This window comes from Paucilactobacillus kaifaensis (assembly GCF_005405145.1).
In the GTDB taxonomy this organism is placed as follows: Bacteria; Bacillota; Bacilli; order Lactobacillales; family Lactobacillaceae; genus Paucilactobacillus; species Paucilactobacillus kaifaensis.
Genome location: NZ_BJDM01000001.1, coordinates 251811 through 277042, shown reverse-complemented (window position 1 = coordinate 277042; position 25232 = coordinate 251811). Strand labels below are relative to the sequence as shown.

General features: G+C 38.4%; 25 protein-coding genes and 2 riboswitches. Of the genes, 8 read left to right on the top strand and 17 right to left on the bottom strand.

The window, feature by feature from the left end; genetic code table 11:
- Window positions 1-69: 69 nt before the first annotated feature.
- Together FFM51_RS01210 and FFM51_RS01205 are read left to right on the top strand one after the other, a co-directional pair.
- Complete coding sequence (locus FFM51_RS01210) at window positions 70-426, top strand: glycine cleavage system H family protein (protein WP_137596841.1); 357 nt, start codon at window positions 70-72, stop codon at window positions 424-426.
- Between the two features lie 107 nt (window positions 427-533).
- Window positions 534-1493, top strand: coding sequence for a hypothetical protein (locus tag FFM51_RS01205; RefSeq protein ID WP_137596840.1), 960 nt, complete (start codon window positions 534-536; stop codon window positions 1491-1493).
- A 178-nt stretch (window positions 1494-1671) separates the two neighbouring features.
- Here the strand turns inward: FFM51_RS01205 and serS are convergent, their stop codons facing one another.
- From serS to FFM51_RS01185, 4 genes are all read right to left on the bottom strand, one after another.
- Window positions 1672-2973 (bottom strand): serine--tRNA ligase, encoded by a 1302-nt coding sequence (serS, locus tag FFM51_RS01200; RefSeq protein WP_137596839.1) that lies wholly within the window; start codon window positions 2971-2973, stop codon window positions 1672-1674.
- A gap of 282 nt (window positions 2974-3255) precedes the next feature.
- On the bottom strand, window positions 3256-3462 hold the full coding sequence (locus tag FFM51_RS01195; protein ID WP_137596838.1) for a PLDc N-terminal domain-containing protein: 207 nt from the start codon (window positions 3460-3462) through the stop codon (window positions 3256-3258).
- A 255-nt stretch (window positions 3463-3717) separates the two neighbouring features.
- Complete coding sequence (locus FFM51_RS01190) at window positions 3718-4131, bottom strand: organic hydroperoxide resistance protein (RefSeq protein ID WP_137596837.1); 414 nt, start codon at window positions 4129-4131, stop codon at window positions 3718-3720.
- A 213-nt stretch (window positions 4132-4344) separates the two neighbouring features.
- Window positions 4345-4785, bottom strand: a complete 441-nt coding sequence (locus FFM51_RS01185) for an OsmC family protein (RefSeq protein WP_137596836.1) — start codon at window positions 4783-4785, stop codon at window positions 4345-4347.
- 156 nt (window positions 4786-4941) lie between these two features.
- Here FFM51_RS01185 and FFM51_RS01180 point away from each other — a divergent pair, with 156 nt between their 5' ends.
- The 3 genes from FFM51_RS01180 (at window position 4942) to FFM51_RS01170 (ending at window position 9455) form a co-directional block, all read left to right on the top strand.
- Window positions 4942-5727, top strand: coding sequence for a transporter substrate-binding domain-containing protein (locus FFM51_RS01180; RefSeq protein ID WP_137596835.1), 786 nt, complete (start codon window positions 4942-4944; stop codon window positions 5725-5727).
- Window positions 5728-5969: 242 nt separating this feature from the next.
- Window positions 5970-7685 carry an ABC transporter ATP-binding protein gene (locus FFM51_RS01175; RefSeq protein WP_137596834.1) on the top strand — a complete coding sequence of 572 codons (1716 nt, stop codon included), beginning with the start codon at window positions 5970-5972 and terminating at the stop codon, window positions 7683-7685.
- Window positions 7686-9455 (top strand): ABC transporter ATP-binding protein, encoded by a 1770-nt coding sequence (locus FFM51_RS01170; protein WP_137596833.1) that lies wholly within the window; start codon window positions 7686-7688, stop codon window positions 9453-9455.
- 132 nt (window positions 9456-9587) lie between these two features.
- On the opposite strand, the gene thiE is transcribed toward FFM51_RS01170, so the two are convergent.
- The 5 genes from thiE to FFM51_RS01145 form a co-directional block, all read right to left on the bottom strand.
- A complete protein-coding gene (gene thiE, locus FFM51_RS01165; protein ID WP_137596832.1) occupies window positions 9588-10229 on the bottom strand; it encodes a thiamine phosphate synthase in 642 nt (213 codons plus the stop codon).
- The gene (gene thiD, locus FFM51_RS01160; protein ID WP_137596831.1) at window positions 10219-11043 is read right to left on the bottom strand and encodes a bifunctional hydroxymethylpyrimidine kinase/phosphomethylpyrimidine kinase; all 825 of its coding nucleotides are present in this window, start codon (window positions 11041-11043) and stop codon (window positions 10219-10221) included. Before thiD ends, thiE begins: the two co-directional genes overlap by 11 nt.
- Window positions 11036-11839 (bottom strand): hydroxyethylthiazole kinase, encoded by an 804-nt coding sequence (gene thiM / locus FFM51_RS01155; RefSeq protein WP_137596830.1) that lies wholly within the window; start codon window positions 11837-11839, stop codon window positions 11036-11038. The genes thiD and thiM overlap by 8 nt, the downstream gene beginning before the upstream one ends.
- A 61-nt stretch (window positions 11840-11900) precedes the next feature.
- Window positions 11901-12006: riboswitch (TPP riboswitch) on the bottom strand.
- A 122-nt stretch (window positions 12007-12128) separates the two neighbouring features.
- Window positions 12129-12884, bottom strand: a complete 756-nt coding sequence (locus FFM51_RS01150) for an ABC transporter permease (RefSeq protein WP_137596829.1) — start codon at window positions 12882-12884, stop codon at window positions 12129-12131.
- Window positions 12881-13528 (bottom strand): ABC transporter ATP-binding protein, encoded by a 648-nt coding sequence (locus FFM51_RS01145; protein WP_137596828.1) that lies wholly within the window; start codon window positions 13526-13528, stop codon window positions 12881-12883. The genes FFM51_RS01150 and FFM51_RS01145 overlap by 4 nt, the downstream gene beginning before the upstream one ends.
- A gap of 142 nt (window positions 13529-13670) precedes the next feature.
- A riboswitch (TPP riboswitch) is annotated at window positions 13671-13760 on the top strand.
- 63 nt (window positions 13761-13823) lie between these two features.
- Here FFM51_RS01145 and tenA point away from each other — a divergent pair.
- A complete protein-coding gene (tenA, locus tag FFM51_RS01140) occupies window positions 13824-14498 on the top strand; it encodes a thiaminase II (RefSeq protein ID WP_137596827.1) in 675 nt (224 codons plus the stop codon).
- Between the two features lie 74 nt (window positions 14499-14572).
- Window positions 14573-15424 carry an aldo/keto reductase gene (locus FFM51_RS01135; protein WP_137596826.1) on the top strand — a complete coding sequence of 284 codons (852 nt, stop codon included), beginning with the start codon at window positions 14573-14575 and terminating at the stop codon, window positions 15422-15424.
- Window positions 15425-15554: 130 nt separating this feature from the next.
- Here FFM51_RS01135 and FFM51_RS01130 read toward each other — a convergent pair whose 3' ends face one another.
- Complete coding sequence (locus tag FFM51_RS01130; RefSeq protein WP_170999533.1) at window positions 15555-16727, bottom strand: MFS transporter; 1173 nt, start codon at window positions 16725-16727, stop codon at window positions 15555-15557.
- 125 nt (window positions 16728-16852) lie between these two features.
- On the bottom strand, window positions 16853-17257 hold the full coding sequence (locus tag FFM51_RS01125) for a winged helix-turn-helix transcriptional regulator (protein WP_137596825.1): 405 nt from the start codon (window positions 17255-17257) through the stop codon (window positions 16853-16855).
- A gap of 205 nt (window positions 17258-17462) precedes the next feature.
- On the opposite strand from FFM51_RS01125, the gene rlmD reads away from it, so the two are divergent.
- Window positions 17463-18875 (top strand): 23S rRNA (uracil(1939)-C(5))-methyltransferase RlmD, encoded by a 1413-nt coding sequence (rlmD, locus tag FFM51_RS01120; RefSeq protein WP_137596824.1) that lies wholly within the window; start codon window positions 17463-17465, stop codon window positions 18873-18875.
- A 60-nt stretch (window positions 18876-18935) separates the two neighbouring features.
- On the opposite strand, the gene FFM51_RS01115 is transcribed toward rlmD, so the two are convergent.
- The 6 genes from FFM51_RS01115 to FFM51_RS01090 all read right to left on the bottom strand — a co-directional run bounded on the left by FFM51_RS01115 (window position 18936) and on the right by FFM51_RS01090 (window position 25228).
- Entirely contained in the window at window positions 18936-20438 is a 1503-nt protein-coding gene (locus FFM51_RS01115) for a glycosyltransferase (RefSeq protein ID WP_137596823.1), read from the bottom strand.
- Window positions 20439-20440: 2 nt separating this feature from the next.
- Complete coding sequence (locus tag FFM51_RS01110) at window positions 20441-21982, bottom strand: glycosyltransferase (protein WP_137596822.1); 1542 nt, start codon at window positions 21980-21982, stop codon at window positions 20441-20443.
- A 440-nt stretch (window positions 21983-22422) separates the two neighbouring features.
- Window positions 22423-22830 carry a hypothetical protein gene (locus FFM51_RS01105; RefSeq protein ID WP_137596821.1) on the bottom strand — a complete coding sequence of 136 codons (408 nt, stop codon included), beginning with the start codon at window positions 22828-22830 and terminating at the stop codon, window positions 22423-22425.
- Window positions 22831-22979: 149 nt separating this feature from the next.
- Window positions 22980-23588, bottom strand: a complete 609-nt coding sequence (pyrE, locus tag FFM51_RS01100; RefSeq protein ID WP_137596820.1) for an orotate phosphoribosyltransferase — start codon at window positions 23586-23588, stop codon at window positions 22980-22982.
- Between the two features lie 3 nt (window positions 23589-23591).
- Window positions 23592-24311: an orotidine-5'-phosphate decarboxylase gene (gene pyrF, locus FFM51_RS01095; protein WP_137596819.1), complete on the bottom strand. Its 720-nt coding sequence runs from the start codon at window positions 24309-24311 to the stop codon at window positions 23592-23594.
- Window positions 24308-25228, bottom strand: a complete 921-nt coding sequence (locus FFM51_RS01090; protein ID WP_137596818.1) for a dihydroorotate dehydrogenase — start codon at window positions 25226-25228, stop codon at window positions 24308-24310. The genes pyrF and FFM51_RS01090 overlap by 4 nt, the downstream gene beginning before the upstream one ends.
- Between the last annotated feature and the right edge of the window lie 4 nt (window positions 25229-25232).

The window sequence follows — 25232 nt, the reverse complement described above, 5'->3', positions numbered from 1 at the left end:
CGTTTTCAATTAGTTTGTTAACTTACATGTTATAATTAAACTGAATTTAACCAGAGGTGAAGCATAATCATGTCACAATTAAGGAAAATATTTCAACGATTTTTAGCGCTATTTGGTCACCACTCCAGCAAAAGCTATGAACAAAATGGTCTCAAAATAAGTGAACAAAACGGATTAGTAAAAGTTGGTTTGACTGGACAAATATTGCAAGAAATCGGCGAAGTTAGCTTTATTAAAAGTCCTGATCTGAATGACCATATCAACCAGGGTGACCAATTACTGGATGTTGAGGGCGGTAAAGTAGTGGAAACTTTTCCATCTCCAATTAACGGCAAAATTATCGATCTTAATTCTGACTTAATCGATGAACCCGGCCAACTGTCTGACCAAAATAGTCAGTGGTTAGTTACTATCAAGGCTGAATAACATCATTAATTAAATTATTTGAATAACTTAAAAATAAACCCCATTAACTGTATATACACAAATATAATCATTTGATATAATTTTTGTAATACAAGGGGGATTTTTTTATGCATAAGAAGTATGTTTGGCTACTAGTACCAATTTTATCGTTATCACTTTTTTTAACTGGTTGTAGCTTTACGAAACAAGGTAAATTTATCGATGCCAATCAGGCCACTAACTACGATCATCAAAAAACAACTATGTCACTAACTACCAGTGGTAAATCAGAAGAATTTTCCACTATAAAGGCGCTGAAGGCTACTACCTACACCGATAAAAAAGCTGATCTGGCTCAAATCGATGAGGAAATAACACTTGATGGCGAATCTGATAGCACCACTGTTAGTGCAATCGCCGATCTTAAAAAAGGTAATGTTTATATTAAAGCTGATAGCTTAGTTAAGAGTTTTTCTAGCAGCCTCAATTTAAGTGCAAGCCAAGAAAGTGCTTTTGTCGGTAAATACGTCGAATCTAGTGATGGCTTAAACAGTAAACTTGATAATAATGAACTAGCTTCTATCGAATCAATTCTAAGTGACCCCGCCGTACAAAAGAAACTTGGTAAAGAACTTAAAACAATCCTAAAAGACTCGGACACTAACAAGTTCAAAAAATCAAACGACAACATTTCATACACGTACACGCACAAACAACTACGACAAATTTTTAAAATTGCGAATAACGAACTAAAAGATCATAAGGGCACTAAAGATAACGCCTTATCTGCTAGTTCCTTGGCTAGTCTCAATAAAAAACTCGATAAGGCTACAGTTACTGAAACAATTAACACTAAAAATAACAAGATTCAGTACAAAATTAAGTATGACGGTACCACATACCGTTTGAAAACTAATACGGTTGAGGCTAATAAAAAGATAATTAAACCAAGTAAAGATAAAGTGATATCACAATCTGAGTTCACCACTCAATTAACCAAAATTTTGACTCAAAACTTAAGTGACACAATGCAAAAATATATGGAAGAATATCAAAATGAGAGTTCGACTGACTATAGCGTTAGTTAGAATAAATTTAGGTATGCTGTGTGCCTACTTTTTTTATTGCCGAAACGTGAAAAAAAGCGCAAAAGTCTATGTGTAACAGTAAAAGATCCAGCAAGATGATTCAAAGTTCAAATCATCTTGCTGGATCTTTTACTGTTACACCACGACTTCTGGACGCGCTTTTTTTCACTCTATTTACTTATTTATTGAACGGTACCGCATTATCCTTTGTAATCTTTTTAATCCCATGGAAGTATGGTACTAATACTTCTGGAATTGTAACTGAACCATCTTCATTTTGGTAGTTTTCTAAAATCGCAGCCACCGTTCGTCCAACCGCTAGGCCAGAACCATTTAGTGTATTCACGTACTGCAACTTACCATTTTCATCTCGATATTGGATATGTGCTCGACGTGCTTGAAAATCCTCTGTGTTCGAACAACTTGAAATTTCACGATAAATATTTTGTTCCGGCATCCAGACTTCAATATCATGAGTTTCCGCAGCTGAGAATCCCATATCTCCGGTTGAAAGTGTGATAACGTGGTATGCCAATCCCAGCTTCTTCAAAATATTTTCAGCGTTAGCAGTCATTTTTTCCAATTCAGCATATGAATCTTCTGGTTTAGTATACTTAACCATTTCAACTTTATTAAATTGATGCATCCGAATTAGACCGCGAGTATCCCGACCGGCTGATCCTGCTTCAGATCGGAATGATGGCGTCAACGCCGTTACATAAACTGGTAACTTTTCAGCTGGAATTACCTCGTTGGCAAAATAGTTAGTCAAGGGTACTTCAGCCGTCGGAATCATCGTCAAATCTTGATCTTCATTTTCAATTTGATAAACATCCTGTTTAAACTTAGGAAACTGTCCCGTGCCATACATTGCCTTGCTATTAACCAAATAAGGCGGTAGAACTTCTGTGTAACCCTCTTTCATATGTTCATCCAGCATGAAATTGTAAACTGCACGTTCCAGTTGTGCACCTAACCCAACATAGTAAACAAACCGTGCCCCTGATACTTTAGCAGCCCGCTCAAAATCTAAAATACCAAGTCCTTCACCAATGTCCCAATGCGCCTTTGGTTCAAACGAGAACCTAGGTGTTTCACCAACCTTACGCATCTCAACATTAGCATCTTCATCAGGACCAACTGGAATTCCTTCATGTGGCATGTTAGGGAGATGTGCCATTTTATTTTGAAAATCAGCTTCAATTTCATTTAGCTGCTCATCTAATTTCTTAACATCCTGACCAACCTGCTGCATTGCTGCAATTGCTTCATCAGCCGACTCTTTATTGCGCTTAGCCTGTGCAATTTGTTTGGAAACATCATTTCGTTTGGCCTTTAATGTTTCTGTTTGTTTAATTAAATCACGGCGCTGTTCATCTAGCTTAAAAATAGCATCTAATTCTGTTGCCGAAACGCCTCTGGTAGCAAGCCGTTCCTTAAAATAATCTGGTTCATTACGCATTTTTTTAACATCTAACATATAATATAACCTCCAAAAAAAGAGCCAATCCATCCCAAAATTTTGGGACGAAATGGCTCTTTTCCGCGGTACCACCCAAGTTTGTCTACAGACACCCTCGATTTTGGGTAACGGCCAAACACCGTGCGGAATTACCCGCCCACAATTATTGCACCGGAGTTTCGACAAGCAATTTGCACCAACCATTGCCTCTCTGAATGTCTACTTGAAATGCATTCGTGTTTTCAATACTGTAATCATAATACATTCAGTAATAAACATCAACAACTAAGCGTGAACCATTTAAAACGCCTCACGACCAAGGACATAATAAGCTAATGCTCCAAATGGTGGCATTACAAAAACTAGCGCTAGCCACATATATTTATTCCCACGAATAAAAACAGTACTCTTAACAATATCAACTAATGCCCAAATCTGAATTAAGCCACTTAAAACAACCCATGGCCAGGCTTTCTTAGGAATTGGACGATTTTTATGTGCATGCATAAAGTTCAGCCTCCTTTAAATTACAGGTTAAATATACCACGAATTGAAACCGTTTTTATACGATAAAGCCAAGTTTCATGAAAAAGACTTTTTTATTTGTGCTAGATAGTGTTAGTTATTTATTTTGACTGATTAAACGTGTTCACCAACTGCAAAAGTCTCCACACAAATCAAAAACAGTACTCACATGCAAACCCACCATGTAAATACTGTTTTTACGTTGTGCTGCAACTTTTAAGCGCGGTTGCTCTCACTCTAAAACCTTAGCTCATCATCCACCGTCAACTTAACCTCAACATTGCCCTTAATTGCCTTTGAATATGGGCATACCTTGTCAGCTAGATCCAATAAGTGTTGCTGTTGTTCAACGCTAACACCTTCAATATGTCCCTTCAATTCAATGCCAATATGGAAATCAGCTGGGCCATCTGTATACAATGTTACCTCAGCGCTGATAATGTGTTCTCCTTCAATTTGAGCCTCTTTAAGAACGACTTCTAAAGCACTATTGAAACAGGACGCATACCCAGCTGCAAATAGTTCTTCTGGATTTGTACCTCCCTTACCCGGCGAAGTAATTTGTAAATCCAGCTTACCATCAGGTGAATGAACTTCACCCTCTCGTCCGCCACGATTAATCATTTTGTTCGAATATAATTTCTGTGCCATGTTGGTACCTCCATTATCTATTTGATAAATTCAGTTTAACATGATCTATAATTAGTATCTAACAATATGGATAAGCATTGACAGCTAATTTGATTTACGTCCTCAAACATTTTTCAATCGGTTTACCCTTAATAATCTCATCAACCAACTTTTGTAATTTATGTTGGATAAATTCGGCTAAAAGCTATTTCAAATAAATTGGGTTTGGCCATGTTAATCACCAGCCACTGAAAAATCAAATTGCTCAACCACATGAACGTGCACATTAGCGCTGCCTTGCAATAATTTTGCTACTGGGCAACGCGTTTCAGCTTCAGCTAACATAGCTTCCGCTACTTGTCGTGGCTGATCAGGAATCAATACCTGACCATCAACCACAAACTGATATCCATGTGTATCATACATCATGTCGACCCCAACCTGAACCTGACTCTTATGTTCAAGTCCACGTTGTTTTTCGATTGCTTGCAACGTTGCGTTAAGGCAGGTTGCTAATGCTAAGCCCACAAATTGCTCTGGATTGGCACCCTGCTGTGGTTTTAATGGACTACTAACAGGAACGTTCAATTCACCTTGTCCTTTAACGTAAGAATGGCCTGGTAGTCCATCTTTATTAACCATTTCAGCATGATACAAAACTTTATCTGATTTCATTGTAACCCCTCCATCAAATTCATTAAGTTGATTATAGCCCAACTAAGCCTTAAAGTAATACTTTGTGTCATTTTTATTGTTATAGTTAACTATTTTTGACAAGTACAGTTGGAATCCTTAAGATGGTTAAGGATGTTTTGGAGGAGGAATTTTTTTATGAAGCGTTTAGTTAAATTAATTGGCAGTCTTGCGGCTGTCCTTGTATTAACCATTATTTTATCTGGCTGTGGTAAATCTAGCTCAAATTCGGCAGAAAAAACGCCAGGTAAACTAACAATTGGTCTAGAAGGAACCTTTCAACCATATAGTTATCACGAAAACCATAAGTTAACTGGTTTTGAAGTTGAACTAGGAAAAGCTATTGCCAAAAAAATGAATTTGAAACCTGTTTTCGTGGAAACAAAATGGGATTCATTAATTGCTGGGTTGAACGTTGATAAATATGACATCGTTTTAAACAACGTTGCTATTACTAAGGCACGGTCAAATAAATACACGTTTACAACACCATATATTTACTCAAAATCACAATTGGCAGTTAAAAAAGACAATCCTTCAATCAATAAAATTACAGATATCAAGGGCAAAAAGGTAGCAGAAACAGCCACTAGTGAAAATGCAACTGATGCAAAACGACTAGGCGCTACGGTAGTCCCGACCAACGACTTTGAACAATCAATGGCTTTGGTCCTACAGGGACGGGCTGACGGAACCATTAATTCCAACGGATCATTTGGCGCGTACTTAAAGCAAAAACCAAACGCTAATATTCGCTTAATCGACGGTGGCAATAAAGTTGCTACTCAAAAAATTGCAGGTATCCTGAAAAAAGACAGCAAACTTTCACCTAAGGTTAACAAGGCATTGCAAGAATTACGCAAAGATGGAACTTTAACTAAATTATCAAAAAAATATTTTGGAACAGATATTACTCAAAAGTAAATTCATTACTCGTAATAAATAATCGACAAGCCATAAGTAATAAGTCTATATTTTTAGCCTATTACTTATGGCTTTTTGATTTTATCTACATTGAAGGTACTCGTAATTTAATTGTTAACCCTTTTAACATTTTAGTTGTATTCAATTTCAAGATTTGGTAAGCTGTTCGTACTCTTGTTTTCAGGAGCTATTTTTTTGCACCTATCCAACAGTGTTGGAGAATATCATCTGGGAGGTTTATCGTGGACATTTTATTATCACATGCCAAAAAATATTGGGGTGACATCTTTTGGGCGGTCATCACAGTCTTTGCAATGGTTTTTGCCACTCTTTGGCAACCTAAATTACTTCAAAATATTATCAATGCCATTTTAAAAGATCAAAGCAATAAAATTTTAAGTATTGGTGTCTGGCTCATCGTCATTGCCGCTATTGGACTACTAGCCGGTGTCATCAACACCATTTTATCAGCTAAAGTAGCCCAATCCATGAGTGCCGACATTCGTGAAACTGCATTTAGAAAAATTCAAACTTTTTCATATAGTAATATCGAACGATTCCAGGCCGGAAACTTGGTGGTTCGTCTAACCAACGATATCAATCAGGTTCAGATGTTAGTGATGACGATTTTACAGTCACTGATCCGTGTGCCCATCTTATTTGTTGGTGCATTTATTTTAGCTATCAATACAATTCACCAACTTTGGTGGATTATTCTTGTATTAGTGATCCTAGTATTCGGAATTTCTGCCACTACATTTGGTAAAATGGGTGCTCATTTTGGCTTTATGCAAAAGTATATTGACCGTGTTAACGAACTGGCGAAAGAAAATTTAGCTGGCGTCCGGGTTGTTAAATCATTTAATCAGGAAAGTAATGAGCAACAGCGCTTTGATGTTGTCTCTGATAAATTGAATGGTGAAAACATCTATGTTGGGGTTTTATTCTCAGTCTTAATTCCGGCCTTCACATTAGTCGGTAATTTAGCAATCGTAGCCGCCATTTATTTTGTTGGCGACTTGGCGAAAACAGACCCTAGTAGCGTTGCCGCCATTGCCTCTTTCATTAATTATCTTCTCCAAGTGATGTTTGCCATTATCATTGGTGGAATGATGATGACTTTTTCTGCTCGAGCAATGGTTTCTTTGCAACGATTAAGAGAAATTTTAGATACTAAACCAGACATCACCTATCAAGACGTTCCTGAAACAGATTTAACTGGTTCGGTGTCATTTGATCATGTCTCATTCACATACGAAGGTGATGATACTCCAACTTTGAAAGACATCAGTTTTGCAGTCAATCCTGGTGAAATGGTCGGGATTGTGGGCGCAACTGGCTCAGGTAAATCAACTTTGGCTCAAATGATTCCACGATTGTTTGATCCTCAAGAAGGAACCGTTAAAGTTGGAGACACTAATTTAAAAGACGTTAACGAACATTCATTAAGAAAAGCGGTAGCATTTGTGCTACAACGAGCGATCTTATTTTCTGGTTCCGTTGCCGATAATTTACGACAGGGAAAACACGATGCAACAAAATCCGATATGGACCGTGCTAGCAAAATTGCCCAAGCAGCTGAATTCATTAATCGACTACCAGAAGGATTTGATGCCCCTGTTGAAGAACGGTCTGCTAACTTTTCCGGAGGTCAAAAGCAACGACTATCAATCACTCGTGGCGTTATTGGGCAACCGAAAGTATTGATTATGGATGACTCAACCTCTGCTTTAGATGCCAAGTCAGAAAAATTAGTTCAGCAGGCATTAAACAATGAGCTTAAGGGAACTACCACTTTTATCATTGCTGAAAAAATTTCATCAGTTATTAATGCCGATAAAATTTTTGTCATGGATGATGGTAAATTAGTTGGGCAAGGAACTCACAGCGAGTTGGTTCAAAACAATCAAATTTATCAAGAAATTTACGCTACCCAAAAGGGAAAGGAGGAAGCCTAAATGTCTGAAATTAAAAAATCAATTAGGTTCTTTTACCTCTATATGAAGCGCTATAAACTAGGCTTTTCAGTAACAATCCTAGCAATTATTGCTTCCACCTATTTTCAAGTTAAAGCACCCGTTTATATGGGAAAAGCAATTACCGAGTTGGCTAACTATGTCATCGGTCTAGCTCATGGAGTTAGTGATAAAGGGTCGTTCATGCATTCCATTTGGTTATTACTACTATTTTATGTTTTTACCGTTGTCGGTATGTTCATCTCCAATATCGTAATTACCTTTATTTCTGGAAATGCTACCAACCGAATGCGTAAAGGATTGTTTGGCAAGCTTCAGAAAATGACAATTAAGTTCTTTGATTCTCATCAAGATGGTGATATTTTAAGTCGCTTTACTAGTGATTTGGACAATATTTCCAACGCATTGAACCAAGCATTAGGTCAAATTCTAAGTAATTTAGCCATGATGATTGGAATCGTCATCATGATGTTTAATCAAAACGTTGAGTTAGCTTGGGTGACAGTAGCTTCTACTCCAATCGCATTATTAATCGCTGCAATTCTAATTTCAAAAACACGTAAATATATTGATTTGCAACAAAACGAAGTTGGTAAGCTAAATGGTTACATCAATGAGCAAATTAGTGGCCAAAAAATCATTATTACTAATGGCCTACAAAAAGAAGCCATCGACGGCTTCACCCCACATAATCAAAACGTGAAGCGGGCTACTTTTAAAGGGCAAGTATACTCAGGAATGCTCTTTCCGGTTATGAGTGGATTATCACTAGTTAATACTGCAATTGTCATCTTTTTTGGTGGTTGGTTAGCCTTTAATGGTGACATTGGTCGTACTGCCGCACTTGGTTTAGTAGTTGTATTTGTCCAATATTCGCAGCAGTTCTACCAACCAATCACACAGATTTCATCAATGTATAACATGGTACAGTTAGCACTAACTGGTGCCCGGCGACTCAATGAAATGTTCGATGAACCAAACGAAGTTAACCCAGTCAATGGCAAACAAATCTCTGGTTTGCATAGCAACGTTGCATTGAAAAATGTCAGATTTGGTTATAACGAAGATAAAGAAATTTTGCATGATGTTTCCATGAACGTTGAAAAAGGAAAGATGGTTGCGCTAGTTGGGCCAACTGGTTCCGGAAAAACGACTGTAATGAACTTGTTAAACCGTTTCTATGATGTTAACTCAGGTTCAGTTGAATTTGATGGGGTCAACGTTCGTGATATTGATTTACAAAGCTTACGTGATCATGTTGGGATTGTGTTGCAAGACAGCGTCATCTTTTCTGGAACAATTCGTGATAACATCAGTTTTGGCAAGCCCGATGCAGCCGATGATGAAATCATTGCAGCTGCTAAGCAAGCCAATATCCACGATTTTATTATCAATTTAGATAATGGTTACGAAACCAAAGTATCAGATGAAAATTCAGTTTTTTCAACTGGTCAAAAACAATTGGTCAGCATTGCTCGCACAATCTTGACCAATCCATCACTCCTAATTTTGGATGAAGCAACTTCAAACGTTGATACAGTTACGGAAGCTAGAATCCAAAAAGCAATGGATAATGTGATTCAAGGAAGAACTAGTTTCGTCATTGCTCATCGATTAAAAACTATTTTAAACGCTGATAAAATCATTGTACTAAAAGATGGTAAAGTCATTGAACAAGGGAGTCATGATGAATTATTAGATCAAAAAGGATTTTACTCTGAGTTGTATCATAACCAATTTGTGTTTGATTAGAATGGTATCAAGCACTAGTAAATAAAAAACGCAATTAATAAATTCTTCTTACGAATTTATTAATTGCTTTTTTTACATCTAGATATCTGTGCTAATTGACACGTCTCATAACTAATATGAAATCGCAAAACTTTAATGATATAACCCAGCTAGCTCACTAACCGTAGCACCAATATTTCTACTTTGCATAATCAATGAAATTCCAGAAATACCTGCGACGCCAGTTTTAAGCACCTCATTAACATTATCTTCTGTAATACCACCCACAGCTACAACTGGATAGTTACTGACAGACACCAGTTTTTGTAATCCACTCAATCCAATTGCAGGATCTGCGTCATCTTTTGATTGTGTTGGAAATACTGGCCCACTGCCAACATAGTCAATTTCTAATTGGTTTGCTCGGTTAATTTCTGTTTCAGTATTACATGAATAACCTATCATCATCCGATTGCCGACTACTTTAATTACCGTCTCAATTTTCTGGTCTTTTTGTCCCACATGCACACCATCTGCCTGTACTCGATCAGCTAATTGATAATCATCGTCAATAATAAATGGAATTCTATACTTGCTAGTCAATTTTCGGCAGCGACTAGCTAGCTCAAATTTCTGCCCTTCATTTAACTGAGATTTACCTTTCTCACGCAACTGAAACGCAGTCACACCAGCTTTAAATGCCGTCTCAATTTTCCATAAAAACTGATCAGGCTCGGCAACATCTTGTGTCCCTGCAATCAAATATACCTGTAGCATTTCCGCCTTAAATTTCATCATCAACTTCAACCTTTCGATATGCCCAATGGTTCAACGGTCCATGCCCATGACCTACTTTGATCCCATCACGAATGGTTGCATCAACAAACTGCTTTCCAATTCGAATTGCTTGTTCAACTGACTTTCCCTTAGCCAATTCAGCGGTAATACAGGCAGATAATGTATCACCAGTACCATGTGTATTCACTGTCTCAACTCGTGGTGCACTCAACCAGAATGATTGGCCATTTTCTAGCAACACAAAATCGCGGCTTTGATCATCGTTATTGAAGTGTCCCCCTTTGATCATCACGTTGTTAACACCCATTTTCTGCAATTTTTTTGCTACTACCTGCATATCTTCAGTTGTTTTAATTGATTCTCCGGTCAGCTTCTCAGCCTCTGGTAAATTAGGTGTCACAATCGTTGCTAGCGGTAATAACTCATCACGAACTACCTCCACTGCATCTTCACTCAACAGTGACGCACCGCCCTTAGCAATCATTACTGGATCAACTGTTAAGGGGCCAAAATTATATTTTTTAAGATTCGTAACCACAGCTCGGACCCTAGTAACATCAGCTAACATCCCCGTTTTACAAGCCTTTATTTGTAAATCTTCGTTCAACGCTGCAAATTGTTCATTAATAATTTTGGTAGGTAATGGTAACGCGTCACTAACACCCAACGTGTTTTGTGCCGTAATTGCAACTAATACAGTCGTCGCAAAAACATGTCGTTCTTGAATCGTCTTTAAATCAGCTTGCATACCGGCACCACCACCGCTATCAGAACCAGCTATCGACAATGCCTGTGGGAATTGTTCAGTCATTATTTATTACCTCCATCTGCAAACTTTGTTGGATCTGTTCAACCGTGATCAAATGCAATTTATCCAGTAATTTAACGGCAAAACTCCCTGGCAACTCCTCATTTAAATGTTTGGCCACCAGTTGCCCGGTTGTCGCAAAGACAGCACATGCACTTTGTGCTACTTCAAAATAGTCCGTACTAACTGCTGCAAATGCACCAACAATACTGGTAAGCATATCACCTGAACCAACATGTAACTGAAACAGTGGCGTACCGTTACTGATTTTAACAACTTGCTTGCCATCTGAGATGACATCAATGGGGCCGCTCAAAATAACAACACATTGCTGCTTTTGTGCACACAGCTTTGCAATTGAAGCTATATCATATTCGCCACTGCCCGCATCAATTCCCTTCGCATGCCAGTCCACTCCTGCCAATGCAGCAATTTCGCCAGCATTACCTCGAATAATATCTGCTTGAAAGTCGTTTAATAATCCCGTCACCACATTTTGTCGATACTTAACAGCGCCAACCGCTACTGGATCTAATATTAATGGTTTTTGATATTGATTAGCTAGCTGGCCAACCGTCCTAATCTGCTGAATCTGTTGTGTCGTAAAGGCACCTAAATTAAGCGCTACTGCAGCACTCATTTGAACCAGTTCTTCTGCTTCCTTAACTTCTTCAGACATAATTGGCGAGGCTCCGATTGAGTTAATTCCATTGGCAACATCTTGCACCGTCACAAAATTAGAGATATTAAAGACAATTGGATTTTCTTGGCGTAACTGATCTAGTAATTCTAATTGCATGAACTGATCCTCCATTAATTATTAACACTAGACGATAAAGGGCTACTATTGCCTAGAATAGTAGCCCATTGATACACTTTCCTACGCAAGTTTGAACTTACAGGTTCCAAGGGATCACGTTGCACAAACGTATCTCAGTTCTTCTTCGAACACCCCTAGTGTTAAATTTATTTAGTTGTTATGTTCATCATACCTGATAAATTTTGGAATGACAATTTTTGGGTAGAGTTAAGTTGTTTTTTGGTAGTATAAACGTGCTCCACGCCATCAAACCGATTCGTTCCGCGCTCTATTTTAATTGCATCCTATCATTGTAAAACTTTCGATAAATCATATAACATGCAATTACTGACCCTAACGACGTTGTTGCTAGCATCATGAAGGTCACCATGATTTGGTATTTAATTGCGTTAACCGGATCGACCCCGGCAATGATTAGTCCAGACATCATTCCTGGTAAACTAACTAGTCCAACTGTTTTGGCTGAGTCAATGGTTGGTGACATTCCCGTTTTAATTGTTTCACGTAAAATGCCTTTGGATGCATTTTTAATATCCGCACCAAGTGCTAATCGTTCCAATACCTGCTGTCTTTGATCTCTAAACATCGCATTCATATTACGATAACATAATCCAATCGCAACCATTGAATTACTAGCAACCATCCCTGAAATTGGAATGATTTGAGATGGAATCATTTTAATTGCACCACTGGCCACTAATACTCCCAAAACAACAACAGTACTACTTAAAATTGCCACAAATGAAATATAGAATGCTCCTCTAATACCATTACTACGTTTTCTCGCGTTATCCGCAGCATTGAAAATAATTATTAAAATTAGTAGCAGCGTCAGCAGAATATTATTTAAATGAAAAATGTACTTAAGTACATAACCAACAATTGTTAACTGAATCACGGCCCGAATGACACCAATCACAATATCTTTATCAATCCCAAGCTGTTCTCGATAGCCAATCCATAGAGCAATGAAAACTAGTGCTGTTACTAAAACTAATGATAAGTTACTAATATCAAGACTCATCTTTGCACCTCCAATTTCCCATTTTCAACCTGGGCTAAATGTTTGGCAGCTAAAATTTCTTGTTCATCATGTGTGACAGCAATCAACGTGACCCCGCTGTCGCCTTTTAGTCGTTCAATCAATTCCCACACAATAGCTTTGTTAGCAGCATCCAGCCCTGTTGTAATTTCATCTAATAGAAGAATTTTAGGTAAATACATCAAATTTCGAATTAGTGCCACCCGTTGTTTTTCACCACCAGATAATTCCTTAATTGGCTGCGTCAGCATTTTTTCATCCAACTTAACGTATTGCATTAGTTGAATTGCTCGAGCTTTATCAAAATCAGTTCGTCTAATTTTGGCCGGAAAACTAAGGTTTTCGAGTACATCATTACCAAACAAAGTTGGTTGTTGGAAACAGTATGAAACTTCCCGCCGATACAAGATTGGATCATATTGATTCAAATTCTTACCTTGATAAAAAATATCGCCCGCGGTTGCCGAAATCATCGTAGCAATAATTTTTAACAACGTACTTTTACCCCCACCGGATGGCCCTGTAATCGTTAAATAATCATCTTCTTCAACCGTCAAATTAATATCAGCTAAAATTTGTTGATTACGCACTTGGTAGCCAACATGTTGTAGGTCTAAAATAGCCATTTTACTACCTCCCAATTTATTAGCATCATCATAGCCTATTCAGTTATCAAAAGGCAATTATAAAAGAAGATTGACACCATTTAAAAAATGAAATATGGTTGAGCTAAATAAATTAATTGTGTCATGCATATTATTTGTGGCACAGCATTGTCTGGGGTGCCATTTGGCTGAGATAATACCCATTGAACCTGCAGCAGTTTGCACTGACGAAGGAAGACGTTATATTAACTACTACCTTTTTTCTGTGGCCGCAGAAAAAAGGTAGTTTTTACCATTTAGAGAAAGGGAAAACAAAATGAACTTTACTGATAAATTGCATCATTTAGCACAACCGCTATGGTCTAAAAGCTTTACTCATCCATTTATTCAGGAACTTACTGCTGGAAACTTACCAATAACCAAATTCAAGTTTTATCTCAAGCAGGATAATTATTATTTAACTGAATTTGCCACACTACACCAGTTAATCGCAGCTAAATTATCAAACATGGCGGACAAAAAAATTCTACTTGCCGGAGCAACATTTGATAATAACGACGAACTATTAGTTAGAAATGCTATGTTTGCTAAACTCGGTATTACCGACTCTGATTTAGCAAACACCAAACCCACCCCTGCTGCATATAATTATATAACTCATATGTACTACGAACTCAATACTGGTTCTCCAGCACGAGCGACTGCTGCACTGCTACCTTGCTACTGGCTCTACAGTGAAATTGGAGCACGGCTAGAGGAAAAATCATCACCTGTGCCAATCTATCAGCAATTCATTGATGGATATGCAGGTGACGAATTTACCAACAGCACCCGTGCAATGATAAACTTAGTTGAAAAAATGAGTTCAGTCGTTGATGCAACTGAACGAAATCAGATGATTAATGCCTTTTTAAAAAGTAGCGCGTTTGAATTACAATTTTGGGAGATGGCTTACCAACAAAAACAATGGTCATTTGAGTCTCGAATATAATCAAAATTATTTCTTCCATCCAAACATTTGCGGTACACTGAACACAACAGACAAATTGTTTTGGAGGTTAAATCATGCAAGAAATTACTGATACTTATACATTGAATAATGGCGTTAAAATTCCTATTGTTGGTTTTGGAACTTGGCAAACGCCAAATGGTGAGGTCGCTTATAAGTCTGTCAAAACTGCTTTAAGCGTAGGCTATCGTCATATTGATACAGCTGCTGCGTATGGTAACGAAGAAAGTGTGGGCCGCGGAATTAAAGACAGTGGTGTTGCACGACAAGATATTTTTTTAACTACTAAACTGTGGAATGATGATCATGGCTATGAGGCTACCAAAAAAGCCCTCGATACTTCACTTCAAAAATTGGGCACTGATTACGTTGATTTATACTTAATTCATTGGCCCAACCCCGTTAAATTCCGTGATCGTTGGGAAGAAATCAATGCCGAAACGTGGCAAGCAATGGAGGAAGCCTACGCTGACGGTAAAGCTCGTGCCATCGGTATTTCAAACTTTCAGCCTCATCATCTAGCTGCTTTGATGAAGAGCGCAACGGTGACACCAGCAGTTAATCAAAACTATCTCAACCCTAGTGACCTACAGCCAGAAGTTCAAAGAGCAAATGCCACTTACAATATCTTAAATGAAGCTTACAGTCCACTTGGCACTGGTGATTTCTTTAAAATTCCTGAATTACAAGAATTAGCAAAGAAATACAATCATAGCGTTGCACAGATTGTTTTACGCTGGTCTCTTCAACATGGTTTTCTACCACTACCAAAATCCATTCATGCTGACCGAATCCAGCAAAACACGGAACTATTCGATTTCGAGTTAAGCATTCCTGATATGCAAAAAATTGATTCACTCCGTGGCTGTGGCAGATTGGCAACTAATCCAGATACAGCAGAATTCTAAAGAGTACCTTACTCTTAAAAAATGTATTTGCATGGTATATTTGGAAAAATACCAGTAAATAATCCATTTTCAACCCAAAATAAAGAGAATGTGCCTAAAATGGGCACATTCTCTTTATTTTGCATCAAATTCAATTAATCCGTTTCAACATTGCGGTTAAAATGACCGCAATAATTCCCATAACAACTCCAGCATATGGTGTCCAAGATAACCCACCAATTTCAACTACCTGACTACCGAGACCAGATCCCAACATAATTCCAATATTAAATGCTGAAATATTTAGTGCTGAAGCCAAGCCGATATCTTGTGGATGTGTTTTTTCTGCTAACTTAACAATTAGTAGCTGTTCACCAGGGACATTCATAAACGCAAATAATCCCAGCAGCATTACCATGAACAATCCCATCCACTTTAAATGAATAAAGATTCCCAAAAATAATAACGTAATTGTTAACAATGAAAACATCCATACTAGTGCGTTAATGAGGTTATAGTCTGCCAACCGTCCACCAATCGTATTGCCAATAGCAACCATTAATCCGTAAACAATCAAAATAATAACAATATTGTCAGCAGTAAAATGCATCAACTGGCCTAAAATTGGACTAATATAGGTATAGCTTGTAAATGTACTCCCATAACCAAACACCGTCAGCAATAAAGTTAATAGGATCTTTTTATCAGTCATTAATTTTCCAACTGAACTCAACTTCATCTTACCGCCAACTGGTAAGTCCCGTGGAATTAAAATCCAGTTAGCAATTAAACTAATTAGTCCAATTGACGCTAAAAATAAAAATGATAACCGCCAACCAAAATGTTGCCCGATAAATGTTCCTAAGGGTACCCCAGTTACAGTTGCCACAGTCAGGCCCGTAAACATCATCGCAATTGCACTAGCACGCTTGGATGGGGCAACGACATCCGCAGCGATAACACTTGAAATGGACATGAATAAACCATGCACTAGTGCAGCTATAATCCGGCCAACCAGCAAGACAACAAAACTAGTTGCACCAGCCGCAATAAGATTTCCCACAATATAAACAAACATTAAGGCAGCCATTAATGTGTGCCGGTTCCATTGAGTTGTTAACATCGTTAATATAGGTGCACCAATCATGACACCAAAAGCATACATTGAAACAGTTAAACTAGCTGCGCTCAGTGTCACATGAAAACTCTGCACTAATAGCGGCAATAAACCCACACTGATAAACTCTGTGGATCCAATTGCAAATGCACTAATTGCTAACGACCATAACGTAAAAGTTGCATTTGATCTTTTTATTATTACCATTTAAATAACCTCCTAATATAAAACATCATTCATTGAGCAACGAATTATTAGTATAGGGGTTATCTTGATGTAAACAAGTACGGACTTTAAAGTGAGTTAGTTACTTATAAGTAAGAATTAAATCGTTATTGGGCTTGCAGCTCGTTACTTTTTTGATAATATTTACTATTTGTATCCAGTAAATCAACTTGATTTCCAGCTAAACGTTGCTTATCAATATATCTTTCGCCCCAGTGACACATTGCATTGGTAACCTCAACCAATGTTTTGCCATATGCAGTCAAACAATATTCCACACGTGGCGGAATTTGAGCAAATACATGCCGTGTGACAATATCATCCGTTTCTAATTCTCGTAATTGCTGAGTTAAAACTTTTTGACTGATATTGGGAATTGCACGAATCAATTCACCGTTGCGCATTGCATTTTTGTTTAAATGACATAAGATTAGCGGTTTCCATTTACCGCTAATCACTGCCATGGTGGCTTCAACGCCGATATTGTAGGTTCTTATTTGTTGTGTATCCATAATCCCTCAGCCTTTCTAATTTCATTACATTATGATACTATACCATCTTAGGGTCATTTGGCCGAGAACAAACACTCAAAGTGTGTAAGTAAGCCGGCTAGTTTCCGTGGTATAAGAAAACTGGTCTGTGCAGCACGTTTCGTAAATCACAAAAAAGCCCGGGTAAAACAATCTCAGCTCGAGCACCGCAAAAAAGGACGTTCACATGTTTAAAAAGCAAACAAATTTTAATCAGCATACCAGTAACAATCAACCAGTTGAGGTTAATATTGGCGATCGGTTTCCACTCACAATCAAACGCCTCGGAATTAATGGCGAAGGAATCGGTTACTATAAACGGAAGATCTGTTTTGTTCCCAATGCACTTCCCGAAGAAGTTGTTGTCGTAGAAGTTACTGAGTCAAATGCGCATTTTTTACGAGGTAAAATTCATAGTATCCGTCAAGCTAGCGAATACCGCATTAAACCACGCGATTCATACGCCAATAATGTTGGTGGCTTTGAACTTGAACACCTCGAGTACTCCCAGCAATTAAAATTCAAACGCGATTTAATTCAACAGTCCCTGGAAAAATTTCAACCACGGGGATTTAAGCATTATCAAATCAAGCAAACCATTGGAATGGATAATCCATTTGAATACCGTAATAAAGCCCAATTTCAGGTTCGTTTATTGGATGGGCACGTTGCCGCAGGCTTGTTTAAAACTGGTAGCCATGATTTGGTTGACTTACCTACCTGTGCAGTTCAAATTCCAGTCACAATGAAAGTGATGCGCCAAGTAGTAAAAATTATTGAAGCCCTGGCAATTCCTATTTACAATGAAGAAGACCATTCTGGCATCATCAAAACACTTGTCGTGCGAGTTGCACAAGGAACTGGTGAGATCCAACTAACTTTCATCACCAACTCGCCTAAATTACCTCACAAACGCGAATTACTCGAGCAGATTAGTACACAGTTGCCCGAAGTAACATCAATCATGCAAAACATCAATAAAGGTGAATCCCCACTTGTCTGGGGTGAACAAACAGTTCATCTGGCCGGAGAAGAAGCAATCACTGAAACAATTGGCGATCTAAAATTTCGTCTATCTGCTCGTGCTTTTTTGCAGCTTAATCCAACCCAAACTAAGGTATTATATGCTGAAACAGCTAAGGCACTTGATTTAAATCCAACTGACAATCTGGTTGACGCCTATGCAGGAATTGGAACGATTGGATTAACACTTGCAGATCAAGTTGATCAGGTTCGTGGTATGGAAGTTATCAAAGATGCCGTCGATGACGCAAATTTCAACGCCAAACAAAACAACATTGATAACGTAAGTTACGAAGTTGGTACTGCAGAAGAACTCTTACCAAAATGGCTTGATGACGGTTTCTTTATTGATGCTTTAGTTGTTGATCCTCCACGTGCTGGCCTAGATCAGCAGTTAATCGAGAGTATTTTAAATGCTCGACCTGAAAAGTTCGTTTATGTTTCATGTAATCCGTCAACACTCGCTCGCGATTTAGTGACACTAACTAGGGACTACAAGGTCGAGTACATGCAGCCGGTGGACATGATGCCGCAAACTCCCAAGTGTGAGGTTGTTGTTAAACTAGTTCGCATTTAGTATGTGCCAAATTAAAAAATGGAGTATGACAAAAACTTGTCATACTTCTTTTTTTAAGCATCATTTTAAAGCTTGCCACTGTTGCCATACATTATCTGCACTATATCGTTCACTCAATTGATATGCATTTGAACTAAATTCCTGTAACTGTTTTTCATCATTCAACAGTGAGATTGCTTTTTTAGCCATATTAGTAATGTTGTTTCGTGGCAACAAATAACCGTTTTTACCATCAACAATAATTTCGCGTGGTCCATAATTATAGTCATAGCTGAGTACCGGCACACCATGGCTTATAGCCTCTACCATGGCTAGTGGCTGTCCATCGACACTGCTCGTATCAAGCAACAACTGGGCATTATCATACACTTTTTCTAAATTCAATTGATAGCCAGCAAAGGTTATTAGTCCCGGCTCATCTAGTTTTAAATCTATAACCTGCTGTTTAAACTGATCAACCTCATTAGTGGCACCATAGCCATAAATTGCTAATGTTGCATCATTAATTTTTTCATGAATTAATTTAAAGACCTGTAGTAATTGATCAATTTGCTTATCAATTCCAAGTCGTCCAACATAAATTAATTGATGTTGCGTACGCTCGTTAATTGCTACTTTTTGTTTAATTTCATCTGCTATTGCTCCTGATACAGTGTGGATTGACAATTGTTTGGTTTCTGTTCTCTTTGTTAAATCATTTTTCTGTGCTTGTGTCATCACAATCACACCATCTAGCTGCTTTCCCTTGGTAAACGGAAACTGATATAAGTTATTTAACATTCCCTTTACCGGATTATTACCATCTTGGGCGTGATTAATTGGCAACCATAGATATTTATGAGCATTCGCCTTAATATTTAACACCGGTAAATTAGCCATTGCTGGCCGATCTGCGATAAATGTTACTTCTCCTTTATCTTGATTTGCAAGCTCTTCTAAGAAGAAGGCAAATAGATCATCCAGCGAATTAAAGTAATAATCACGCCCACGATAATCCATCAAATGGTTTAATGAATTAATTGGCGTGTTTTCAGTCGACTTAACGTAGTAAGATTCCAAGTAGCGATTTCCATCTGGTCGATACATAACCTGATAAAACATGTTGCCATCTTGACCGAAAAACTCATCTGCCGCTTTAAATCCCCGAATATCGTAACGACTACGCAAGTTTAGATTACCAGCTTCATCAAAGTAGTCGATATGGTTAATTTGAGCAACGGTTCCGGCAGCAAAATGAACTTCGCAAACCAGCCGACTGCCATCAGTAACCTCGCGAAAATTATTACCAGTACCAACCTGATATTCAATCGGTAATTTTAAATTATCAATTTTGAATATGTGCCCTTCATAATCAGTTGTCTGGGCAAAGAAATCATACATATTAATAATATTATCGTCCGTGAGGCCAAATTTTTCAATTGTCCGATGTAAAACTAAGTCAAAATCACGCGTCACAATTTTAGCTGGTACCTGATGTTGATCGAACAATTTGACCCGTTTAATTTCAGCGTGTTCCACACTCGAATTTTGGCTCAATAAATATTGATTAACAAAATAATACATTATTATTGGCCCTCCTTTTTGGTGGTGTCATCAATCAGTGTCTGCCATTTTTTCATCACATTAGCTTCTGAAAAACGAGCGCTATCTTCATACGCATGCTGACTAAATTGAGCTAGTTTTTTTTGATCACCGAGTAACGAAATAATCGCACCAGCTAGGCCATCAACATCTCCATTCTGCGTTAAAATACCGTTTTGCCCATCAATAACTACATCTGCCGGACCGTATTTAATATCATTAGCAATAATTGGCAAGCCATGGGACTGAGCTTCAACTAGGGATAGCGGTAAACCTTCAGCCCGACTCGGTAAAATTAACAATTGCGCCGTATCATAAACTTTAGCCACGTCATCGGTATAGCCACGAAAAGTAATGGAACTATTTAATTGTGCCTGTTTAACTTGCTCTTTTAGTTTTTTGCCAGTATCTCCGTTTTCATAACCCCAAAAATCAAGAGTGGCTTGCGGAAACTTAGCCACGACCTGCTGCCAAGCCTTAATTAAATGATCTTGCTGTTTCTCGGGTGACAGCCGGGCCACCATTACCACGTTATACGGTATTCGTTGCTCAAATTTAATTGGCGATGCCGCTAAAGTTTCTGCTGGCACAATTGGACCTGGAATTTGGTAAATCTTAGTCGTTCCATTTTCAAATCTATCTGTCACATCCTTTTGTTGTTGGGTGGTCAAACAAATCACCCCATCCCAATCTGCAAAATGATTCAATCCCCACATATAGTTATAATTTAGCGTCGAATGGAGCATATCTTCTGGATTATTGACATGGTCGTTGTGTAATTGAATCGCCCGAAAAACCCGATGTTCCATGTGTACAACCGACCAACCTAACTCATAAACCCGGTCAATAATTAAATTCACACTCTGATCGACTTCTTGCTGTTGATCAATGACTAATCGATCATAGAAAAAGCGCGTTAATTCATCAAAATCGTTAAACTGATAGTCGGTGCCGTTAAAATCAAAGAGGTGATATGTTTGTAGTTCCTTACCACGCCGATTGACTAAATGTGTCTTTTGAATTGCAATGGTCCCATTAGGTCGCAAATAGTTTTCTGTAGCAATATGGTCATCCCAATCGTAAACCTGTTCAACCGAAATAAAGCCGCGAAAATCATACCAATCAACCTTAAGAAGTTTTCCAAAATGGTCAAAATATTGGACATTTTCAATCCGCTTATCGGTTTCACTGTGACGACGAACATAAAGCATTCGTTGTTTATCCCGGTAAAAATTATAGTTGAACCCATCAGCAACGCGCTTCCAACTTGAATCGATTTTCAGGTCTTGGATCATCACAGCAGTTTTATTAATTTTTCTTGCATCTTGAAAATAATCATACAGATTAATCAACTGTGAATCATCGATGCCTGCCTCTCGTGTCACCTCATGAAGGTTCGTAGCAAACTGACGCGTCACAATTTTAGCTGGAACTTCAAATTGATTGAATAGATTCAAGCGCTTAATTTGCGCGTGTTCAATTCCCGATTTTTTTCTTTGAATATTGTCATTCAAAAAATAAAACATTTACTTTCCACCTTTTTTTAATTAGGTTCAAATACTGCGTTCTAGTTATATTCTTGAGTATATAAGTTTATTCTACGTGTTCATACTTGTTTGTTCAAACATCATTAGTAATTAATATAGAAAAAGTACAAAATTATTCACATTATCCTTTTTAACACGAAAATAGTCACTGCTATGTATTTTAAAACGTGCTCACAACCACAGAAGTTTCCATGTAACATAAAAAATGATGAAACTAGATTCAAAAAGCGAATCTAATTTCATCATTTTCCACGTTACATTACAACTTCTATTCGTGGTTGTTCGCACTCTATTCTAAACATGCTCACAACCGTAGAAGCCGCCACACAACAAAAAAAACGATCACATGATTCAAAATTCGAATCATATGGTCGTTTTCTACCGTTGTGCTCCGACTTCTGAACACGGTTGTTCGCACTCTACTCTTTCCAATATCTGCTCTGCGTCAAAATCTTCTTTGAATGTTCGTCAGCAGGTTGATACCCCAAGTTAAATAGATGCCTGAAATACATTAAATTGTAAATCATGCCAAAGACAATGGCCGGAATTGGTAATCCAATCTGTAAGTTGAACATGGAGATTCCCAAAAAATAAATTAAATCCAGTACAATCATTAAAGCAAAATTATACCAGTCACCGCGCATCATAGCGGGGATTGGGCCAAACCAAAGCGTGGTCCATGAAATCCCAACCTTAGCGGCCCGTACTTGCCCATTTTCTGGATTTACAACGGTCGCGTAGTTTGGTGGTAACGGTAAATTTGAAAATGGATTTTGATTCTGATTTTGGTTATCAGGATCATTTTGATTTTTAAACGGATCTTGCATCGAGTAGATTGCCCCCTTCTAACTGTCTGTTCATCATAACATAATGGTGCGAGGGAGGGAATTATATTGAACAGAGAGCGCATCCCCTACAATACCTGCAGGAAAATTCACTTTTCGGCTAGTAAGAACGGTAGAAAAAATTTTACTATCTACCGGCGCCATTGTCTTAATACATCCAAATCATCTTTATCGACAAACTTTTCTTTTTTGGCAACATCAATCAACGTTGTGTAATCAGTAACTGTATGTAATGCCAGCTTGGCCGTTGCAAAATTGTCGGTCGCGCTCTGCAGCTGATAGCTAAATATCCCTGCTACACCCAAAACATTGGCTCCTGACTCAGCCACGGCTTTAGCAGCCCCTAACACACTTTGTCCAGTTGAAATGAGGTCATCAATGACGACTACATTTTGCTTCGCTTTTAAAACACCCTCAATTTGCTTACCTTGCCCGTGATCTTTTGGCTGGGACCGTACATATACCAATGGTAAATTCAGTCGCTCAGCTACCCAGGATGCGTGCGGAATACCCGCAGTCGCCGTTCCTGCAATCACGTCCACATTTTCATAATTGGTTTGAATGATTTTAGTTAAACCATCACAAATTAACTGCCGTACTATCGGATATGAAATAGTCATCCGATTATCACAATAAATCGGGCTTTTAATTCCACTTGCCCATGTGAATGGTTGCTTTGGCCGCAAAGTAACAGCCTTTATTTCTAACAATGATTGCGCCACTTCTTGTGCAAGTATCATCTCTTATTCCTCCATGAATTCCGCTGCGATTTGTTGGTACGCACGTTGTGCGTTCTTTGCCTGTGTTATTGGCCGTCCTACCACAATTCCATTAGTGCTAAGTTGTCGTGCTTGAGCAGGGGTTACGACTCTTTTTTGATCATCTTGTTTAGCATTAAGCGGCCTGATTCCCGGTGTAATGCACAGAAACGATGCATCGACTACCGGCCTAATTAACGACACCTCTTGTGCAGAACATACTACTCCGGCTAAACCAGCTGATTGACTAAGTCGTGCATATTCTTGGACAGATTCACCAAGCGATAATGATACATGCTGCTGTTCATGTAAGATTTGTTCATCAATTGACGTTAATTGAGTAATTGCTAATAATCGGGCCGGTGCTGCTCCTACACTTTGAGCGCCGGCAATTAACCCTCGTTTGCCAGCTGTGAGCATCTCTAGTCCACCCGCCGCATGAATCGTTGTAAATTGGACCCCTAACGCCCCAATTACCTTCATTGCTCGTTCCACAGTATTAGGAATATCATGTAATTTTAAATCCAAAAAAACAGCAAAACCCGCTTGTTGGACTTGTCTCACAAGCGCTGGACCAAAATGATAAAATAATTCCATTCCAATTTTAATAATTGGTCGTGGCGCTACTGACAATTCTTTCAGTAATATAGTTACTTGTGTTAAATCAGCCACATCGATGGCCACAATCGGTGCCAATTTAATCAAAATTTAGCCTCCTGTAATGATGCTAAGTTATCAATTCCGTAAAAATTCATTACGGTTGGTAGTTGCGCGATAATTTTGGGACAGCTTAGTGGATCATGAAAATTGGCTGCCCCAATTTGAACAGCATTGGCCCCTGCCAACATCATTTCCAACACATCTTCTGCACTTGAAATACCACCAACTCCAATAATCGGTATCCTGCTAACTTGTCGAACCTGATGGATCATCGCTAGAGTTAATGGCTTGATTGCAGGTCCTGACAATCCTCCAGTACCATTGGCTAGCACAGGTTTGCGACTGGCTAAGTCAATACTTAAACCAGTTAATGTGTTAATCATTGTTAATCCAGCAGCTCCACCACGCTCAGCAGCTAAGGCAACTGTAGTAATATCAGTAATATTGGGAGTTAATTTTACATACAACGGTACTTCGCTAACAGCCACACAGCGCTTCGTCAATTCTTCGACTGTTTGCGGATCAATTCCCAGTGCCATCCCGCCGTGATCAACATTGGGGCATGAAACATTTAACTCAATCGCGTTGATATTATCTGCTTCATTAAATCGACGCACTAGCTCAACGTATTCCTCAATACTAAACCCCGCTGCACTCCCAATAATTGGCAATTGCGGGAAATTTTTCGCTAGCCACCGTAATTTATCATTAACCACTTGTTCAACCCCAACATTTTGTAATCCATTTGAATTTAGCCACCCACCGGTCGTTTCGGCTGTTCGTGGTTTGGCATTACCTTCTCGCGGCTGTAATGTAGTCGATTTAATTACCAAACTTCCCAATACATTTAAATCAAAGCGCTGTGCAAATTCTTGACCATACCAACATGTCCCACTAGCTGGCATAACTGGATTTTTTAACTTTAATCCTGGCAATTGAACTGCTAATCTACTATCTACCATTTTC

Coding starts and splice junctions, on each gene's coding strand:
- FFM51_RS01190 (WP_137596837.1), bottom strand. CDS start 4,131: ATGGCACAGAAATTATATTCGAACAAAATGATTAATCGTGGCGGACGA.
- FFM51_RS01090 (WP_137596818.1), bottom strand. CDS start 25,228: ATGGTAGATAGTAGATTAGCAGTTCAATTGCCAGGATTAAAGTTAAAA.
- pyrE (WP_137596820.1), bottom strand. CDS start 23,588: ATGATACTTGCACAAGAAGTGGCGCAATCATTGTTAGAAATAAAGGCT.
- FFM51_RS01205 (WP_137596840.1), top strand. CDS start 534: ATGCATAAGAAGTATGTTTGGCTACTAGTACCAATTTTATCGTTATCA.
- thiM (WP_137596830.1), bottom strand. CDS start 11,839: ATGCAATTAGAATTACTAGATCAGTTACGCCAAGAAAATCCAATTGTC.
- thiE (WP_137596832.1), bottom strand. CDS start 10,229: ATGAAATTTAAGGCGGAAATGCTACAGGTATATTTGATTGCAGGGACA.
- FFM51_RS01210 (WP_137596841.1), top strand. CDS start 70: ATGTCACAATTAAGGAAAATATTTCAACGATTTTTAGCGCTATTTGGT.
- FFM51_RS01110 (WP_137596822.1), bottom strand. CDS start 21,982: ATGTTTTATTTTTTGAATGACAATATTCAAAGAAAAAAATCGGGAATT.
- FFM51_RS01135 (WP_137596826.1), top strand. CDS start 14,573: ATGCAAGAAATTACTGATACTTATACATTGAATAATGGCGTTAAAATT.
- FFM51_RS01150 (WP_137596829.1), bottom strand. CDS start 12,884: ATGAGTCTTGATATTAGTAACTTATCATTAGTTTTAGTAACAGCACTA.
- FFM51_RS01195 (WP_137596838.1), bottom strand. CDS start 3,462: ATGCATGCACATAAAAATCGTCCAATTCCTAAGAAAGCCTGGCCATGG.
- FFM51_RS01170 (WP_137596833.1), top strand. CDS start 7,686: ATGTCTGAAATTAAAAAATCAATTAGGTTCTTTTACCTCTATATGAAG.
- FFM51_RS01145 (WP_137596828.1), bottom strand. CDS start 13,528: ATGGCTATTTTAGACCTACAACATGTTGGCTACCAAGTGCGTAATCAA.
- thiD (WP_137596831.1), bottom strand. CDS start 11,043: ATGACTGAACAATTCCCACAGGCATTGTCGATAGCTGGTTCTGATAGC.
- serS (WP_137596839.1), bottom strand. CDS start 2,973: ATGTTAGATGTTAAAAAAATGCGTAATGAACCAGATTATTTTAAGGAA.
- FFM51_RS01105 (WP_137596821.1), bottom strand. CDS start 22,830: ATGCAAGATCCGTTTAAAAATCAAAATGATCCTGATAACCAAAATCAG.
- FFM51_RS01185 (WP_137596836.1), bottom strand. CDS start 4,785: ATGAAATCAGATAAAGTTTTGTATCATGCTGAAATGGTTAATAAAGAT.
- FFM51_RS01180 (WP_137596835.1), top strand. CDS start 4,942: ATGAAGCGTTTAGTTAAATTAATTGGCAGTCTTGCGGCTGTCCTTGTA.
- FFM51_RS01115 (WP_137596823.1), bottom strand. CDS start 20,438: ATGTATTATTTTGTTAATCAATATTTATTGAGCCAAAATTCGAGTGTG.
- FFM51_RS01130 (WP_170999533.1), bottom strand. CDS start 16,727: ATGGTAATAATAAAAAGATCAAATGCAACTTTTACGTTATGGTCGTTA.
- rlmD (WP_137596824.1), top strand. CDS start 17,463: ATGTTTAAAAAGCAAACAAATTTTAATCAGCATACCAGTAACAATCAA.
- FFM51_RS01125 (WP_137596825.1), bottom strand. CDS start 17,257: ATGGATACACAACAAATAAGAACCTACAATATCGGCGTTGAAGCCACC.
- tenA (WP_137596827.1), top strand. CDS start 13,824: ATGAACTTTACTGATAAATTGCATCATTTAGCACAACCGCTATGGTCT.